We start from the raw sequence: 18,257 nt of genomic DNA, 5'->3' as shown, positions 1-18,257 counted from the left end.
TGCCATACGAGGATGAGGATATGTCGTCAGCATTGCGGCGACTTTTGCCGGACGGCCATGCGAAAGCGCGTCTCGGGCGCGCCCGCGCCCGTGCACAACATCGATCATGACGCCGGGCGCTTCGCATCGGCAGTCACCAGCACCGCGACCGGCAACGCGGCGAGGCAGCGATCGAGTCGTATCGCGCCGTCCCGCGCATCGATTTCGCTGCCGTCATCGAGCCAGTCGATCCACGGCCCTTCGACGCCGCGCGGCAGTACGACCGCCGTATCGCCCCATTGCGCCGGCTCCACCCGCGGCAACCCGGGCGCTTCACCCATCAACCGGCACGCGAGCCGCGTCGCGACCACCACCACGGTAGCCGCGTCGTCGCACCGCGCGAACGCCACCGCATGCCGCGCGAGCGTGCCGCGCACACGCAGCGGAACGTACGCGCCGTCCGCAAACGTCGCCGGCCATCGCGCACGCAGCGCCAGCATCCGCTCGATCAGCGCGCGTTTCACGCGTGCATCGGGCCACGTCGGCAGATACGACGCGACCGGTCCGTCGACCGGTTCCGCCGCCAGCGTCGCGAACGGCACGTCGCGCCGGTTGTCCGGATCGACGAGCGAGTGATCCCATGACTCGGTACCTTGATACAGGTCGGGCACGCCGGGCGACGCGATCCGCAGCGCGGTTTGCGTCAGGCTGTTGACGACGCCGGCCGGCGCGATCCGTGCGACGAACGTATGCAGCCGATGCGGAAAATCGCCGGCGCCGCGCGGCGTCAGGATCGCGCGAACGAACGCTTCGCAGCCGTGCTCGTAATCCGGCTCGGGCGCGAGCCAGTCGGTGTATTGCTTCGCTTCGCGCAGCGCCTTCGTCTGCCATTGCACGACGCGTGTCGCGAGCGCGTCGGGGCCGGCCGCATCGTCGGGCGCGAGCGCGGGCGGCCAGCAGCCGACGAGCGTCTGGTACAGCATCGCCTCGGCGGCCGGCCCGGGCGTCCACGCGAGGTCGCGGTGCGCGCCGCCGCGATGCGGCAGGTTCAGCGCCGACCAGTCGAGCGACACCGCGCGCCACGCATCGGGCACCTCGCTCAGCACCGCAAGCCGCGCACGCGCGTCCTCGCCGCGCTTGTGGTCGTGCGTGGCCGTCGCGACGAGCCCGTGCGGCACGGTGCGCGCGCGGTGCCGGTTGCGCGCATGGAATGCGCCGCGCGACAGGCTGAAGTCGCCGGCGTCCGCGCCGACCTCGTTGCGCGACAGCAGCCGGCCATAGCGATAGTTGGCCGTATCCTCGACGCCCTTCGCGGCCAGCGGCGCGGTGAGCTGCGCGAACGCGACGCGCGCGGCGAGCAGTGTATCGGCATCGGCGCGCGGCACGCGCACGACCGGCAAGCCGAGCCACGCGGCGACGCGCTCGAGCGCGAACCGGTCGGCCGGATCGACCGCCGCATACGCACCGTCGTACGCGTGTGCGAGCACGCGACGGTCGGCGTCGGCAGGTTCGTCGCCGGGCGCCGGATACATCCGGTACACGGGCAGCCGCACCGCGAGTTCGCCGAGCACGCGCTGGATCGCGATTCGGCTGACGTCACGCGTCGCGGGCGACGCCCGCGCGATTTCGTGCAGCAACCGCGCGACCCGTGCATGCTCGGCGGCGAGCTGGCGCATCAGCACGCGCCGCTTGCCGTCGAGCGCTTCCTGCGCGAACGTGCGCGCCGAACCCGACACGGCCGCCCAGTGCGCGGCGAGCGGTTCGGCGCCGGCCGGGTCGTGCAGCAGCGCACCGACGTCGTTCATGAAATCGTAGCCGGTGGTGCCGTCGACGGCCCAGTCGGTGCGTAGCGCCTCGCCGGGCGCGAGGATCTTCTCGACGACGACGTAGGGTCTCGCGTCGCGCGGCGCGGCGAGCCGCGCATGTAGCCGCCGGCAATACGCACCCGGATCGGCGAGGCCGTCGACGTGATCGACGCGCACGCCGTCGACGAGCCCGGCCGCATGGAGGCGCAGCGGCAGCGCGTGAACGGCGTCGAACACCGCGTCGTCTTCCACGCGCACGGCCGCAAGCGTCGCGATGTCGAAGAAGCGCCGCCAGTTCAGCTCGTCGGCGGCCGTGCGCCACCAGGCGAGCCGGTAGTGCTGGCGTTCGAGCAGCCGGTGCAGGCACGCGCGCGAGCGCGCGCGGCGCGGATCGGCGCCGCGCAGTACCGCGTCGAGCGCGTGCGGGCCGTGCGCGGCCGCATGGTCGCGCAGCGCCGCATGGGCGGCGGCGAGCCGCGCGCTGTCGCGTGCCGGCGCGGCGTCGAAGCGCTCGGCGAGCGCGTTCAGGTCCGCGCGGTTCGCGATGCGCAGGATCTCCGCGTAGGTGGCGGCGGCGACCGGCAGCCGCCGCCCCGGGCACGCGATATAGAAGCGGCCCGCGGCCGGATCGGCGCGCAGCGTGATGTCGCCGGCCGCGAGCGCATCGCCGTACGGCGCGCCGAGGCACGGCAGCAGCACCTTGCCGTCGAGCGCGGGGTCGGGCGGATGCCAGTCGATGTCGAAGGTGCGCGCGTACGGGCTCGCCGGCCCCCATTCGAGCACGTCGTTCCACCAGCCGTTCGACGACCCGCCGACGCCCATGTGGTTCGGCACGATGTCGACGATGATGCCGAGGCCGCGCGCGCGCAGCGCGTCGACGAGCCGCATGAAGCCGGCTTCGCCGCCGAGTTCCGCACTGAGCGCGCCGTAGTCGACGGTGTCGTAGCCGTGCAGCGAGCCGGGTTCGGCCGTCGACACCGGCGACAGGTACAGGTGGCTGACGCCGAGCCGCGCGAAGTAGTCGGCATGCGCGGCCGCGTCGTCGAACGTGAAGCCCGCATGCAGCTGCAGTCGCAGCGTCGCGCGTGGGGTCATGGGCCGTGCCTCCGCGCGCGGCGCGCGTGCACGACGGCGGCGATGCGCGTGCGCACGTCGGTGTCGAACAGCGTGTCGATCGTGCGCGGCAGTCGCTGCCGCCAGTTCGGATGGCCGCATGGCGGTCCCGGCAGGTTCGGCTGCGCGTCGAGCGCGAGCAGATCCTCGAGCGGCAGCAGCGCGAGCGGCGACGGGCTGCTCGCGACGTATCCGAGGATCGCGGTCACCGGCGGCATGTCGGCCGGCGGCATCGCGGCGTCGGCCGGCACGCATCCGGCCTCCTGCAGCGCGTGCCACAGCGCCGCGCGCTCGGTGGCGCGTTCCGCGTGAGCGGCGAGCAGCTCGGGAGGCGACGCCGGCGGAGGCGTCGCGTTACCCGATTCGGGACGCTGCGTGGTGTCGTGTCCGAGCGCCATGCTTTGCACGATCTCGTCCGAATCGTGCGCGCTCGCATCGTCCGGCGCCGGTGCGGCGACGTCGTGCGGCGGCTGCGTTGCGTCGCGCCGTTTCGCGGCGGCGGCCTCGGCTGCCACGCGCCGCCATCCGAGATCGACGCCGCGCCACCAGCCGGCCACGGTCGGCAGATCGTGCGTCGAGGTCGTCGCGATCGCATCGCGATCCCACGCGGACGGCGGCCGGAACGCGCCGTTCGCCTCGCGCTCGAACCACAGCACGCGCATGCCCGCGACACCTTGCGCGCCGAGCCGTTCGCGCAACCCGGCCGGCACGGTGCCGAGATCCTCGCCGATCGCGATCGCGCGATGGCGGGCCGCTTCGAGCGCGACGAGCCGCACCAGATCGTCGAGCGGATAGCGCAGGTACGCGCCGCTGCGCGGCGCGCCGCCGTCCGGCACGATCCACATCCGCGCGAAGCCGAGCACATGATCGATGCGGATGCCGCCCGCGTGCGCGAATGCGGCGCGCAGCAGCTCGATGAACGGCATGAAGCCGTCCGCGCGCAGCGCATCGGGCGTCCACGTCGTCACGCCCCATGCCTGGCCGGCCGCGTTGAACAGGTCGGGCGGCGCGCCGAGCGACACGCCGCGTAGCAGCGTCGTGCCGTGCGCCCACGCGTCGCTCCCGGCGCGATCCGAACCGACCGCGAGATCGGCGATCAGCCCGGTCGCCATGCCCGCGCCGCGCGCCGCGTGCTGCGCGTCGCCGAGCGCGCGCGACGCGCACCATTGCAGGAAGGTGTGGAACGCGACCGTGTCGGCATGCGCGTGCGCGAACGCGTCGACTTCCGCCGATCCCGGCATGCGCCATGGCGCGGGCCACTGCCGCCAGTCCGCGCCGATCCCGTGCTCGATGCAGAACGCCTGCAGCGCATCGAAGCGCGCATGCGCGTCGAGCGCCGCGCCGCCCGCCGCGCGAAAACGCTGGTACGTGTCGCGCGACGGGTCGTCGCTGGCGCGCCATGCGTCGAAGCACGCACGCAGGCGGTGCAGCTTCATCGGCAGCACGCGGGGCCAGTCGATCAGCGCGGCGTCGGCCGGGGCCGTCGCCGCGGATGGGGATGAGTGAGGCGCGGCATCGGCGCCCGGCACCGCGTCGCAGTCGAGATACGCGACGTTGTGCCAGCGTCGCGACGACGGCGAATACGGGCTGTCGTGCGCGGGGAGCGCCGGATAGCCGGCATGTGTCGGGCTGATCGCCACCGCCTGCGCGCCGTGGCGCGCCGCCTGCGCGGCCAGCCGCGCGAGCGCCGTATAGTCGCCCGCGCCGTCGTCGCCGGTGCGGCGCAGGCTGTAGAGCTGCGCCGCGATACCCCAGCGGCCCGCGTCGTGGGTGCGGGCGAACGCATCGAACGGCTGCGCACGCGGCGGCGCGATCGCGAGCCCGACGCGCTGCTCGCCGACGTCGAGCGCGTGATAGCCGGGCATCGCGAGCGGCGGCAGCGTGCCGTGTTCGCCCGCGCCGCCCACGCGCCCATCCACGTGCCCGCCGGTTTCGAGCGAGATCCGGAAGCGTGCGCCCGGCTGCGCGACGGTCGTGGGCAGCGTCAGCGGCAGGCCGGCATCGCCGGTCACGACGCGCGGCGGCGACGCGTTCGCGTCGGCGAGCGCCGCCGCGCTGTCGACCCGCTGGATCGCGGTGCCGCACGGCCAGCCGAGCGCATCGACGAGCGCGACGAGCGCGTCGTCGTCCACGCGCCGCGCGACGCCGCCCGCGTCGGTCCAGTCGGGTTCCAGGCCGGCCGCACGGGCGAGCGCCGCGATCGGGACGTCGGTCGTCATGATCGGCTCCGTCCGTTCGCGCGGTGCTGCCGCGCATCCTGGTTGACCGCGCCGTCGCGCCACGCGATGCACGCACGCGGCGGCAACTGCCCGCCGGGCAGCCGGTCGCGCGCGCGCGGCGGCGTCTCGAACACGATCTTGCCGACCGGCAGCGCGGGCAGCGCCGCGTCGTGCGAGCCGAGATTCAGCGCGATCGTCAGCGTGCTGCCGTCGCCGAGGCGCCAGCGTGCGACGAGCGCGGGCGGGTCGCCTTCGCCCGCGAGCAGGTCGACGCCGAGCGACTGCACGCCGGCCAGGTGCGGCGTCACGAGCGCCGCGCGCACGGCCAGCGCGCTGCGGTAGAAGCGCCGCCAGGCGGCCGCGTCGGGCCACGACTCGTCGGGCGGATGGTGCGACGACGAGCGCACGAACGTCGCGATGTCGTTCGGATCGGGAATCGCGTCGCGATGCGCGGCGTCGGCGAACGCGGGAAACGCGGCGAATTCGCGGCGCCGGCCATCTCGCACCGCGTCGGCGAGGGCGCCGCGATAGTCGGTGAAGAACTGGAACGGCTGCGTGCTGCCGTCTTCCTCGCCCATGAACAGCAGCGGGATCCACGGCGCGAGCAGCATCAGCGCGGTGGCCGCGCGCACCGCGTCGTCGTTCGCGAGCGCGCGCAGCCGTTCGCCGAACGCGCGGTTGCCGATCTGGTCGTGGTTCTGCAGGAACGCGACGAACGCGGTCGGCGGCAAATGCGCGCTCGGCTCGCCGCGCGCGGCGCCGTCGTGCAGCGGCGACGGCTCGCCCTGGTACGCGAAACCTTCGCCGAGCGTGCGCGCGAAATGGCGCAGCGGCGCGTCGGCGTAGGCGCGGTAGTAGCCGTCGCGCTCGCCGGTCAGCAGCACGTGCGCGCTGTTGTGGAAGTCGTCGTTCCATTGCGCGTCGAAGCCGCCGGGGCCGAGCAGGCTCGCGGTATTGCGCTCGTTCTCCAGCACGAGATGCACGTGGCGCGCATCGCCCGCGTATGCGCGCACGCGGCGCGCGAGTTCGCGCAGCCATGCGTCGTCGTCGATCGCGTGCGCGGCGTCGATGCGCAGTCCGTCGAAACGGTACTCGTCGAGCCAGTACAGCGCGTTGTCGATGAAGAACGCGCTCGTCTGCGGGCGCGAGAAGTCGATCGCCGGTCCCCACGCGGTCTGCCGATCCGCGCGGAAGAAGTCGGGCGCGTAGCGCGGCAGCAGGTTGCCTTCGGGGCCGAAGTGGTTGTACACGACGTCGAGGAACACCTGCAGCCCGAGCCCGTGCGCGGTATCGACCAGCGATTTCAGTTCCTCTGGCCGCCCGTACGACGCGTCGGGCGCGAACGGCAGCACGCCGTCGTAGCCCCAGTTGCGCGCGCCGGGGAACGCGTTGACGGGCATCAGCTCGACCGCGGTCACGCCGAGTTCGGCGATCGACGGCAGCCGCCGCTCGACGGCCGCGTAGCCGCCGCATGCGCCGACATGCAGCTCGTACAGCACCGTCTCGTGCCACGGGCGGCCGCGCCACCCGTCGTGGCGCCAGCGGTACGCGGCCGGATCGACGACCTGGCTAGGGCCCAGCACGTCGTACGGCTGGAAGCGCGACGCGGGATCGGCCACCGCGAGCGCGTCGTCGAGCAGGTAGCGGTACAGCGTGCCGGGGCCGCACGGCGCGACCGTCTCGAACCAGCCGTCGCCGGCCGGCGTCATCGGGATCGCGCGACCGCCTTCGTCCTGCAGTTCGACGGCGGCCGTGCGGCTCGCGGGCGCCCACAGCCGGAAGCGCGTGCGGTCGGCATCGACGCAGGTCGCGCCGAACGACGATTCGAAGGCATGCGTGCCGATGGGGCGGGCGGAACGGGTGGTCATGGCGGTCCTCAAGAAGGCTGATCGGGCGGCGGCACGGCCGCGACCGCGATCACGGCCGCGTGCGCGGCGACGTCGAACCCGGCTTCCGGCCACGAGCGCGGGCCCGAGTCGGGTGTCGCGGTGTCGAGCAGGATGCGGTAGTCGAGCACGGGCGCGGGCGGCATGAACGTGATGGTGTCGGCCGACGCGTTCAGCATCACGAGCAACGCCTCGGTGCGGCCGGTGCGTCCGGTGCCGACGCGCCGCATCGTCAGCGCGCGACCTTCGCCGTCTTCCCATGCGGGCACGGTGAGCGCGTCGCCGCGTTCGTCGAACCATGCGATCTCGCGCATGCCCGGCGCGCCGTCGCGGTCGCCCGACGGATAACGCGGCGCCGACATCACCGGGTACATGCGCCGCAGTGCGGCGAGCCGCGATACGAAGCGCGTCATCTGCACGCCGCCGTCGCTGTGCGCCAGCTCCCAGTCGAGCCACGACAGTTCGTTATCCTGGCAATATGCGTTGTTGTTGCCCTGCTGCGTGCGGCAGAATTCGTCGCCGGCTACCAGCATCGGCGTGCCGAGCGCGGTAAACAGCGTCGCGAGCATCGAGCGCGCGACGCGCGCGCGCACGTCGCGGATCGCCTCGTCGTCGGTCGGCCCTTCGGCGCCCCAGTTCGCGCTGCAGTTGTCGTCGCGGCCGTCGCGGTTGTCCTCGCCGTTCGCGTCGTTGTGCTTGCCCGCATACGACACGAGGTCGGCCAGCGTGAAGCCGTCGTGCGCGGTGATGAAATTGACCGACGCCCACGTGCGGCGCCGCCCGTGGTTGAACAGGTCGGCCGAGCCCGACAACCGCGCGGCCAGTTCCGGGCGCTGTCCGGCGTCGCCGCGCCAGAAGCGCCGCACGGTGTCGCGAAAGCGGTCGTTCCATTCGGCGAAACCGGGCGGATGGCGGCCGAGCTGATAGCCGCCGGGGCCGAGATCCCACGGTTCGGTGATCAGCTTGCGCTGTGCGAGCACCGGGTCCTGCCGCAATGCGTCGAAGAACCCCGCGCCCGGCTCGAAGCCGTGATCCTCGCGGCCGAGCGTCACGCCGAGATCGAAGCGGAAGCCGTCGATGTTGAATGCGGTCGCCCAGTAGCGCAGCGAGTCCATCACCATCTGCACGACGCGCGGATGCGACATGTTCAGCGTGTTGCCGCAGCCGGTTTCGTCGACGTGGTAACGCGGATCGTCGGGCCGCAGCCGGTAATAGCTCGCGTTGTCGAGGCCGCGCCACGACAGCGTCGGCCCGAGCTGGTTGCCTTCCGCCGTATGGTTGTAGACGACGTCGAGCACCACTTCGATGCCGGCCGCATGCAACTGGCGGATCGCGATGCGCATTTCGTCGAGCCGCCGCGTCGTGAGGTACGCGGGTTCCGGCGCGAAGAACGCGGCCGTGTCGTAGCCCCAGTAGTTGCGCAGCCCGCGATGCACCAGCGCGCGCTGCTGCAGGAATGCATGAACCGGCAGCAGCTCGACCGTCGTCACGCCGATCGACAGCAGATGATCGACGAACGCCGGATGCGCGAGCGACGCGAACGTGCCGCGCTCCGGCGGGCGCAGCCCGGCGCGGCGCATCGACGCGCCGCGCACGTGGGTCTCGTAGATCACGGTGCTGCGCCACGGCACGTTCGGGCGGCGGTCGGTGCTCCAGTCGAATGCCTCGTCGACGACCACGGCCTTCGGCATCGCGGGCGCCGAATCGCGGCGGTCGATCGACAGGTCCGCCCGGTTTGAATGCACGCGATAGCCGAACAGCGCGTCCGACCAGCGGAACTGGCCGACCAGCTTGCGCGCGTACGGGTCGAGCAGCAGCTTGGTCGGATTGAAGCGGTGGCCGTGCTGCGGCTGGTACGGGCCATCCGCGCGAAAGCCGTACACGGTGCCCGGATGCGCGTTGGGCAGGTAGCCGTGCCATACCTCGTCGGTGCATTCGGGCAGGTCGAGGCGCGCGAGTTCCTTGCGGCCGGTCGGATCGAACACGCACAGCTGGATGCGCTGCGCATGCGCGGAAAATACCGCGAAGTTGGTCCCGAGTCCGTCCCAGGTGGCGCCCAGCGGGTAGCTGCGGCCGGGTTCGAGACGGGCGGGCAGGGCGGTCGGCATGGGGCGAATCTCCGTGTCGAGGGCGCGAGAAGTCAAGCGGGAGTGAGCCACAGTGTCGCGAGCGGCGGCAGGCGCAAGGTCGCCGACCACGCCTCGCCGTGGGCGGGCACCGGTTCAGCCCACACGGCGCCGTCGTTGCCGGCGTTGGTGCCGCCGTACGGCGCGGCATCGGTGTTCATCAGTTCGCGCCAATGACCGGGCGCGGGCAGCCCGAGCCGGTAACCGGCGCGCGGCACGGGCGTGAAGTTGCAGACGGCGACGACCAGGTGCCCCGCATCGTCGCGGCGCGCGAACGCGAACACGCTGTTGTCGCGGTCGTCGCCGATCAGCCAGGAGAACCCGGCCGCATGGCAGTCGAGCGCATGCAGCGCCGGTTCGGCCGCATACGTACGGTTCAGGTCGCGCACGAGCCGCTGCACGCCGCGATGCGCGGGCGCGTCGAGCAAGTCCCAGTGCGGCGTCGCATCGTGCGCGAACTCGGCCCATTGCGCGAATTCGCTGCCCATGAACAGCAGCTTCTTGCCGGGATGCGCCCACATGAAACCGAAATACGCACGCAGCGTCGCGAGCCGCTGCCACGCGTCGCCGGGCATCTTCGCGACGAGCGAGCCCTTGCCGTGCACGACCTCGTCGTGCGACAGCGGCAGCACGAAGCGCTCGGAGAACGCGTACACGAGCCCGAACGTCATCCGGTCGTGGTGATAGCGGCGGTGGATCGGGTCTTCGTGCAGGTACGCGAGCGTGTCGTGCATCCAGCCCATGTTCCACTTGAAGTCGAAGCCGAGCCCGCCGTCGGCGGTCGGCGCGGTGACGCCCGGCCACGCGGTCGATTCCTCCGCGACGGTGACGACGCCGGCCGGCGCGACCGCACCGTGCAGCGTGTCGTTCAACCGGCGCAGGAACGCGACCGATTCGAGGTTCTCGCGGCCGCCGTACACGTTCGGCACCCATTCGCCTTCCTTGCGCGAATAGTCGCGGTACAGCATCGACGCGACCGCATCGACGCGGATGCCGTCGACGTGATAGCGGCGCGCCCACGCGAGCGCCGACGCGACGAGGAACGCGCTGACCTCGGTGCGCCCGAGGTTGAATATGCAGGTGTTCCAGTCGGGATGCATGCCCTCGCGCGGATCGGCATGCTCGTACAGCGCGCTGCCGTCGAATTGCGCGAGCCCGTGCGCATCGTTCGGAAAATGCGCGGGCACCCAGTCGACGATCACGCCGATGCCGGCCGCATGCGCGCGATCGACGAACCGCGCGAAACCGTCGACCGGCCCGAAACGCGCGGACGGCGCGAACTGCGCGAGCGGCTGGTAGCCCCACGAGCCGCCGAACGGGTATTCGGCGATCGGCATGAACTCGACGTGCGTGAAGCCCATGCCCTTGACGTACGGAATCAGCCGTTCCGCCAGCTCGTCCCACGTCGCGCTGCGCTCCATTTCCTCGGGGATGCGCTGCCACGATTCCGGATGGACCTCGTAGATCGACCACGGCACGCGATAGCGATCGATGCGCGGCCGCGCATGCATCCAGCCGTCGTCGTGCCACGCGAACGCGTCGAGCGCCGCGACGTCGGCGACCACGGATGCCGTGCGCGGCGGCGCTTCGGTCGCGCGTGCGCACGGATCGGCCTTGTGCGGCAGCACGCGGCCGTCGGCCGCGCGCAGCTCGTACTTGTAGCGCTCGCCCGCGCCGATGCCCGGCACGAACAGCTCCCACACGCCCGACGGCCGCCGCAGCCGCATCGGATGGCGGCGCCCGTCCCACCCGTTGAAATCGCCGACCACCGACACGCGCTGCGCGTTAGGCGCCCACACCGCGAAGCGCACGCCGTCGGTATCGTCGATGCGCACGGGCGTCGCGCCGAGGCAGTCGAGCACGGCGCTCGGATCGCCGGCCGAGAAGCGCGCGAGCGCCGCGTCGTCGAGCAGCGTGCCGAATGCGTACGCGTCGTCGGTCACCTGGTGCGCATCCGGCCAGTCGATCGCGAGCAGGTAATGGCGCCAGTCGCCGTCGTGCGCGATCGTCCCAGCGAAGCAGCCGGCGCGATCGATGCACGCGAGCGCGCCGAGTTCGGCGCCGTCCGGCGACAGTGCGCGCACCCGTTCGGCGCCGGGCAGCAGCGCCCGCACGACGACTTGGTCGGCCTGTTCGTGCGGCCCGAGGCACGCGAACGGATCGGGATGGCGGCCGGCGAGCAGCGCGTCGATATCGGCGCGTTCGAACAGCGTGTCGGTCATGGGTGTCCTCCGTCGTCGGGCAGCACGCCGTCGCCGAGCAGGCGCTCGACCAGCGCCGCGAGCCCGCCGACCGGCACGCTCAGCCAGTCGGGCCGGTTCGAGGCCTCATAGCACAGCTCGTACGACGCCTTGTCGATCAGAAACAGCGCGAGCAGGCGGTCCGCGTAGCGCGGGTCGACGAAGCGCGCGGGCGCGAGGTCCGCGGCCGCGCGATAGCATTCGACGAAGCGGTCGGCGGCGGCCTGCCCGAAGCGGTCGAACAGCGCGCGCTTGCGGCCGGCGGCCTGCGGCGGCGCCTTCTCGATCGCGAACTGCGCGGTCGCGCTCACGTACGACAGCGAGCGCAGCAGGCCGGCCACGTCGCGCAGCGGATGCGATTTCGCGCGACGCCGCTCGAGCGCGCGCGCCGGTTCGCCTTCGAAGTCGATCAGCAGCGCGTCGCCCTGCACGTCGAGCACCTGGCCCAGATGAAAATCGCCGTGAATCCGCGTGCATTGCGCATCGAGCGTGCGCGGTACGAGTTCGCCGAGCGCCGCCACGGCCGCGTCGCGCGACGCGAGCAGCGCGTCGGCCGATGCGCGGGTGGGCGCATCGAGCGCATCGAGCCGCGTGCGCAGCACGTCGAGCGCGCGCTCGAACGATGCGATCGCGTCCATGCACCAACTGTCGACGTGCTCGGGCGTCGCGTGCTCCGGCGCGAACGCGGCATCGTCGGACGGCTGCGCGAGCGCGACGTGCAACTGGCCGAGCCGCGTGCCGATGATGCCCGCGAACGCTGCGTAGCCGAGCAGCGCATCGGGCTCTTCGTCCGTTTCGGCGGCGTCGCCTTCGTCCGCGGCGGGCAGCGCAAGCTCGTCGATCGCGCGCCGCAGGAAGTCGAACGAGCGCGTCCATGCGTCGCCCTGGTTGTCGACGTAGCGCTGCAGGATCGCGACCGTATGCGGCGTGCCGTCCGGATCGACGTGCACCACTTCGCCGGCCAGCGTCGCGGTGTTCGCATACCCGATGCGCGTCAGGTGCCGGCTCATTTCCGCTTCCGGATGAATGCCGTGCGCGACCTTGCGCACGAGTTTCAGCACGATCGCGTCGCCGATCACGAGCGAGCTGTTGCTCTGCTCGGCCGCGAGCCAGCGCACCTCCGCGTCGTCGCCCGGGTCGAGCCCGGCGAGCGCGTCTTCCGGCAGGAAGGTGAGCCGGCCGCCGTCGGCCGTCGGCACCGTCGCGCCGTCGCGCAGCTTGCGCAGCATCCCGCGCGCGAACGCCGGCAGCGCGAACGCGTCGGTCAGGTAGCCGACCGTATGGCCGCGCCGCACGCGCGCGAGCGCCAGTTGCGCGAACAGCGGATGGGAGGTCTCGCCGCCCCAGGCGGTCGCGAGCGGCACCACGTAGCGTTCGGCGCCGCCGTCGCTCGCCGACACCCACGCCTCCGCATACTGGAACGGCTCGTCCGGGATCGGCGTGACGACGTTCAGCCACGCGTCGCCGATCTTGCGATCCTTCGACGCGAACCAGCGCCGCCGCGCGAGCCACGACGCGAGCGCGTCGTGCGCGAGCGCGTGCAGCTGCGAGACGTCCGGCCGCGTATCGCCGCGCCGCATCACGAGTGTCACGTATTCGGGCAGCGGCTCCGCATGCGGCTGCCGCCATGACGGCTCGCGGCCATGCTCGGCGAGCACGAACCACAGGAACCCGTACGGCGGGAAGGTGAGGAGATACGGGAGCTGGCCGATCGGCGGAAACGGCGAGTCGGACGTCATCTCGATCGGCACGCGGCCCGCGAATTCGGACAGGTCGAGTTCGACCGCCTGCGATGCGCGCGACAGGTTCGCGACGCACAGCACCGGCTCGTGGCCGTCCAGCTCGCGCAGGTACGCGAGCACCTTGCGGTTGTCCGGACGCAGGAAGCGGATCGTGCCGCGCCCGAACGCCTGCGATGCGCGGCGCGTCGCGAGGATGCGGCGCGTCCAGTTCAGCAGCGAATGCGGATCGCGCGTCTGCGCCTCGACGTTGATCGCGTCATAGCCGTACAGCGAGCCCATCACCGGCGGCAGCACCAGCAGTTCGGGATCGGCGCGCGAGAAGCCGCCGTTGCGATCCGACGACCACTGCATCGGCGTACGCACGCCGTCGCGATCCCCGAGGTGGATGTTGTCGCCCATCCCGAGCTCGTCGCCGTAGTAGATCACCGGCGTGCCCGGCATCGACAGCAGCAGCGAATTGATCAGCTCGATGCGGCGCCGGTCGCGCTCCATCAGCGGCGCAAGGCGGCGCCGGATGCCGAGGTTGATCCGCGCGCGCCGGTCGGACGCATAGGTCTGCCACAGCAGGTCGCGTTCCGAATCGGTGACCATCTCGAGCGTCAGCTCGTCGTGGTTGCGCAGGAACACGGCCCACTGGTTGCTCGGCGCGAGCGCCGGCGTCTGCCGCATGATGTCGAGGATCGGGAAGCGGTCCTCGCTCGCGATCGACATGTAGATGCGCGGCATCAGCGGGAAGTGGAACGCCATGTGGCATTCGTCCTCGTTGCCGAAGTATTCCTGCACGTCTTCCGGCCACTGGTTCGCTTCCGCGAGCAGCATCCGGTTCGGGTACTCGGCGTCGATCGTCGCGCGGATCCGCTTCAGGATCGCATGCGTCTCGGGCAGGTTCTCGTTGTTGGTGCCTTCACGCTCGACCAGGTACGGCACCGCGTCGAGCCGCAGCCCGTCGATGCCGAGGTCGAGCCAGAAGCGCATCACCTGGATCACTTCGCGCACGACGGCCGGGTTGTCGAAGTTCAGGTCCGGCTGGTGCGAGTAGAAGCGGTGCCAGTAGTACTGGCCGGCCACCGGGTCGTGGGTCCAGTTCGACGTTTCGGTATCCAGAAAGATGATCCGCGTGCCCGCGTATTTCGTGTCGGTGTCGGACCACACGTAGTAGTCGCGATGCGTGGAGCCGGGCTTCGCGCGGCGCGCGCGCTGGAACCACGGATGCTGGTCCGACGTGTGGTTGATCACGAGCTCGGCGATCACGCGGATGCCGCGCGAATGCGCTTCGCGGATGAAGCGCCGCACGTCGGCCAGCGTGCCGTAGTCGGGATGCACGTCGCGGTAGTCGGCGATGTCGTAGCCGTCGTCGCGGCGCGGCGACGGATAGAACGGCAGCAGCCAGATCGTGTCGACGCCGAGTTCGGCGATGTAGTCGAGCTTCGCGATCAGGCCGGGGAAATCGCCGATGCCGTCGTTGTTCGAGTCGTAGAACGACTTCACGTGCACCTGGTAGATGATCGCGTCCTTGTACCACAGCGGATCGTCCGCACAGAGCGCGGGTTCGCGGCGGCGCGCGCGGCGCCGGCGCGGCGTGCCGGCCGGCGCGAGCGACGGGAATTGCGCGCGGCGCACGTCGTCGAGGGAATCTTCGCGTTTCATCATCCGTGGGCTCCCGAAGAGTGTCGGGCGTCGTCCGGCGCGGGCGTCGCCGCCCGCGCGGCGCCCGGAGACGGCGCGAGCCGCCAGATTGCGTACGGCCGCACGTGCGGATCGAGCGACACGTACTGGCGATGGCCGCGCCAGGTTTCCGCTTGCGCGGCGTCCTGTTCGAGCGCATCGAGCGGTTCGCCGTCGACCAGCCCGAGGCCGCGCCACAGCGCCGCGTCGAGCGTGAAGTTCGCGGCCTGCGGATGCCACGGGTCGACGCTGATCGCGACCACCACCACGCTGTCGAACGCGGGCGTCGCCTTCATGAACACGAGCACCGAGTCGTTGTCCGCATCGACGAACGTGAGCCCGAGATGCGTCTGCAGCGCCGGGTGATCGCGCCGCGCGCGGTTCAGCCGCGCGATTTCCGTGCCGATGTGCGCGGCCTTGCTCCAGTCGCGCGCGCGCAGCTCGTATTTCTCGGCATTCGCGTATTCCTCGCTGTCCGGCAGCGGCGCCGATTCGCCGAGCTCGAAGCCCGAGTACAGGCCCCACGAGCCGGCCAGCGTCGCCGCGAGCGCCGCGCGGATCACGAACTGCGAGCGCGGCGCGTTCTGCAGGTGGCGCGGGTTGATGTCGGGCGTGTTGACGAAGAAGTTCGGCCGGAAGAATTCGCGCGCGGGGCCGGCCGTCAGCTCGGTCAGGTAGTCGATGAAGTCGCGCTTCGACTCGCGCCACGTGAAGTACGTGTACGACTGCGAGAAGCCGACTTTCGCGAGGCGATACATCATTCCCGGGCGCGTAAACGCCTCGGACAGGAACACGACGTCCGGATGCCGGCCGCGCACGTCGGCGATCATCCACGCCCAGAACGGCAGCGGCTTCGTATGCGGGTTGTCGACGCGGAAGATCCGCACGCCCGCGTCGACCCAGAACAGCACCGCGTCGCGCAGCGCGAGCCACAGGTCGGGCAGCGCGTCCGGCGCGTAGAAATCGGGGTTCACGATGTCCTGGTAGCGCTTCGGCGGATTCTCCGCGAAGCGCAGCGAGCCGTCGGGCCGCCACGCGAACCAGCCCGGATGCGCGGCGAGCCACGGATGGTCGGGCGAGCACTGGATCGCGAAATCGAGCGCGATCTCGAGCCCGTGCACGCGCGCGGCGTCGATCAGCGCGCGGAACGAGTCGAGCGTGCCGAGTTCGGGATGCACGGCCGTGTGCCCGCCGTCGGGCGAGCCGATCGCGTACGGGCTGCCGACGTCGTCGGGGCCGGCGGTCAGGCTGTTGTTGGGGCCCTTGCGGGCGGACGTGCCGATCGGGTGGATCGGCGGGAAATACAGCACGTCGAAACCCATGTCGCGGATGCGCGGCAAATGCGCGATCACGTCGTCGAACGTGCCGTGCCGGTGCGGATCGTCGCTCGCCGAGCGCGGAAACATCTCGTACCAGCTCGAGAAGCGCGCCTTGCGGCGTTCGACGTCGACCGGGTAGGTCGTCGCGTCGTGCGTGACGAACGGGCGGTAGCGCAGCGCCGCGAACGCGTCGGCGAGCGCGGGCGCGCCGATCCGCGCGAGGCAGTCGTCGGGCGACGCGTCCTTGAGCTCGGCGGCGAGCCGTTTCATCTGCGTGACCGCGCGCGGATCGGCCGGCTCGGCGAGCTTCAGCGCGGTCGCGAGCAGCAGTTGCGCTTCGCGCACCTCCAGCGTCACGTCCTGGCCGGCGGCCCGCTTTTTCCCGATGTCGGTGACGAGCGACGCCCAGTCGTCGCGCCACGCGATCACGCGAAATTCATGGCGACCGAGCCGGTCGAGCATGATGCGTGCGTGCCAACGGTCGTTCGGCTCGGCTTCGAACGGGACTTCGCGCCAGGTGTCGTCGTCGGCGGCGCGCCACTGGAGTACGGCCGCCAGATGCGCGTGGCCGTCCGTGAAGATCGACGCACGGACGACGAGCGGCTCGCCGATCACGCGCTTGATCGCGAAGCGGCCGCCGTCGACCGACGGCTCGACGCGCTCGATCGCGATCCGGTCGGCGGCGAGCGCTGCCGACAGCGCGGTGCGCTCGCGCGCGGCGTCGGCGTGCGCCGTGACGGGCGGCGCCTGCCACGCGTGCAGCAGCGCATACGCGCCGGGCGCGAGCGTGAACGGCTCGAGCGCGGCCGGCGGATGCGTTTGCGCGCCGCCCTGCGTGGCGACGCGCGTGAAGCCGCCCGGCACGCCGGGCAGGATCGTCGCGGGGTCGACCGTCGCTGGCGCGTCGAGATCGGGATTCAGCGCGATCAGCAACGCCGCGTCGTCGTGTTCGAGCGACGGCCCGGTGCCGCGCAGCAGCACGGTCGCGCTCGCGCCCGGCGCGCTCAGTTGCACGATTTCGCCGCGGGCCGCCGCAACGGGCGTGGCGCGTCGCCACGCGTTCGCATCGGCGAGCGCACCGGACAGGTCGAAACGGGCGCGCTCGAACGCCGCGCGGTAGCGTTCGGCATCCGCGTCGCGCGCCATCAGCGGCACCGTCACGCCGCGCTCGAAGCCCATCGGCACGAGCCAGCCGGTGCCGACGGCCGCGGCCGTCCACAGCGCGCGGCGATATGCGCGGGCGACGGTGTCGTCCGGGGCGTCGGGCCAATCGTCGGCGAGACGCGGGCCGTCGGGCGCATCGGGAAACGCGATCGGCGCGCCGATGCGCCGCAGCAGCCGGTGTTCGTCCGCGAACCACGGTGCGTGCAGGTCCCACCAGCGCACCGATGAAAACACCGCGTCGAACCCGGCGGTTTCGAGCTGCGCGAGCGCGTCGCGCGCATGGCCGGGCACGCCGGCGAGCACCGCGACATCCGGGCGCGCACGGTGCAGCGCCGCGCGCCAGCCCGGCCACCAGTCGGCCGGCAGATGGTGCGGCGCGTCGATCAGGAAACCCGCGGCGCCCGCGTCGGCGAACGTCGCGAGATGCGCGCACCACCACGCGGACAGCGCGTCGCGCGTCGCTTCGTCGCCGGTGTTCGCATGGGCGATATCCAGCCCGTGCGCGGTGCCGCGCGGATCGATCAGCGCGTCGTCGTGCGGGCGCTCGACGTACCAGTCCGGATGCTCGGCGCGCAGCGGGTTCTCGCGCGCGATCCGATCCGGCACGACTTCGAGCAGCAGGCGCAGCCCGTGGCCCTTCGCCAGTTGCACGAGGCGCGAGAAGGTTTCGAGCGCGCTCGCACGTGTCTCGAAGGAATGGGCCGGCCGCCGGAAATCGGCCACGTGGCGCGGAAAGCCGGCAACGCTCGCGGCCCAGAACGCGCCGACGAGCACGTGATCGAAGCCCATTCCCGCGATATGCGCGAAGGTCTGCGGCCACGCGTCGAGCGGCCCGACGAGGCGGGCGTCGCAGAAGTAGAGGTGCGGAGCGAACGGTGGTGTGGAGTCCATGGCGTGGCGCGGGCGGGTGGCGGCGAGCGGTAAAGCCGGTGCGTCGCAACTGGCGTGCCTGCTGCGCAATCGCCAGCGGGGCGGGGCATCGACGGGAATGCGGATTGA

General features: G+C 71.8%; 7 protein-coding genes. All 7 read right to left on the bottom strand.

Going from position 1 to position 18,257, the window contains the following annotated elements; all coding sequences use genetic code 11:
- Window positions 1–104: 104 nt before the first annotated feature.
- From treY to HWW87_RS17645, 7 genes are read right to left on the bottom strand one after another with little or no spacing between them, the layout of a single operon-like run.
- Entirely contained in the window at window positions 105–2,879 is a 2,775-nt protein-coding gene (treY, locus tag HWW87_RS17675; RefSeq protein WP_175821367.1) for a malto-oligosyltrehalose synthase, read from the bottom strand.
- Window positions 2,876–5,116 (bottom strand): 4-alpha-glucanotransferase, encoded by a 2,241-nt coding sequence (gene malQ / locus HWW87_RS17670; protein ID WP_175821366.1) that lies wholly within the window; start codon window positions 5,114–5,116, stop codon window positions 2,876–2,878. The genes treY and malQ overlap by 4 nt, the downstream gene beginning before the upstream one ends.
- The gene (treZ, locus tag HWW87_RS17665) at window positions 5,113–6,984 is read right to left on the bottom strand and encodes a malto-oligosyltrehalose trehalohydrolase (RefSeq protein ID WP_175821365.1); all 1,872 of its coding nucleotides are present in this window, start codon (window positions 6,982–6,984) and stop codon (window positions 5,113–5,115) included. The genes malQ and treZ overlap by 4 nt, the downstream gene beginning before the upstream one ends.
- 8 nt (window positions 6,985–6,992) lie before the next feature.
- Window positions 6,993–9,110: a glycogen debranching protein GlgX gene (glgX, locus tag HWW87_RS17660; protein ID WP_175821364.1), complete on the bottom strand. Its 2,118-nt coding sequence runs from the start codon at window positions 9,108–9,110 to the stop codon at window positions 6,993–6,995.
- 32 nt (window positions 9,111–9,142) lie between these two features.
- Window positions 9,143–11,350, bottom strand: a complete 2,208-nt coding sequence (gene glgB / locus HWW87_RS17655) for a 1,4-alpha-glucan branching protein GlgB (RefSeq protein WP_175821363.1) — start codon at window positions 11,348–11,350, stop codon at window positions 9,143–9,145.
- Window positions 11,347–14,757 (bottom strand): maltose alpha-D-glucosyltransferase, encoded by a 3,411-nt coding sequence (treS, locus tag HWW87_RS17650; RefSeq protein WP_175821513.1) that lies wholly within the window; start codon window positions 14,755–14,757, stop codon window positions 11,347–11,349. Before treS ends, glgB begins: the two co-directional genes overlap by 4 nt.
- Entirely contained in the window at window positions 14,757–18,149 is a 3,393-nt protein-coding gene (locus tag HWW87_RS17645) for a maltotransferase domain-containing protein (RefSeq protein ID WP_175821362.1), read from the bottom strand. The genes treS and HWW87_RS17645 overlap by 1 nt, the downstream gene beginning before the upstream one ends.
- Window positions 18,150–18,257: the final 108 nt, after the last annotated feature.

Origin of the sequence: Burkholderia sp. BCC0419, from assembly GCF_902830285.1 — a bacterium.
In the GTDB taxonomy this organism is placed as follows: Bacteria; Pseudomonadota; Gammaproteobacteria; order Burkholderiales; family Burkholderiaceae; genus Burkholderia.
This window is presented reverse-complemented; position numbering and strand designations above follow the sequence as displayed.

Excerpts from the sequence above, each read along its gene's own strand:
- treY (WP_175821367.1), bottom strand. The coding sequence starts at position 2,879 with ATGACCCCACGCGCGACGCTGCGACTGCAGCTGCATGCGGGCTTCACG.
- malQ (WP_175821366.1), bottom strand. The coding sequence starts at position 5,116 with ATGACGACCGACGTCCCGATCGCGGCGCTCGCCCGTGCGGCCGGCCTG.
- treZ (WP_175821365.1), bottom strand. The coding sequence starts at position 6,984 with ATGACCACCCGTTCCGCCCGCCCCATCGGCACGCATGCCTTCGAATCG.
- glgX (WP_175821364.1), bottom strand. The coding sequence starts at position 9,110 with ATGCCGACCGCCCTGCCCGCCCGTCTCGAACCCGGCCGCAGCTACCCG.
- glgB (WP_175821363.1), bottom strand. The coding sequence starts at position 11,350 with ATGACCGACACGCTGTTCGAACGCGCCGATATCGACGCGCTGCTCGCC.
- treS (WP_175821513.1), bottom strand. The coding sequence starts at position 14,757 with ATGAAACGCGAAGATTCCCTCGACGACGTGCGCCGCGCGCAATTCCCG.
- HWW87_RS17645 (WP_175821362.1), bottom strand. The coding sequence starts at position 18,149 with ATGGACTCCACACCACCGTTCGCTCCGCACCTCTACTTCTGCGACGCC.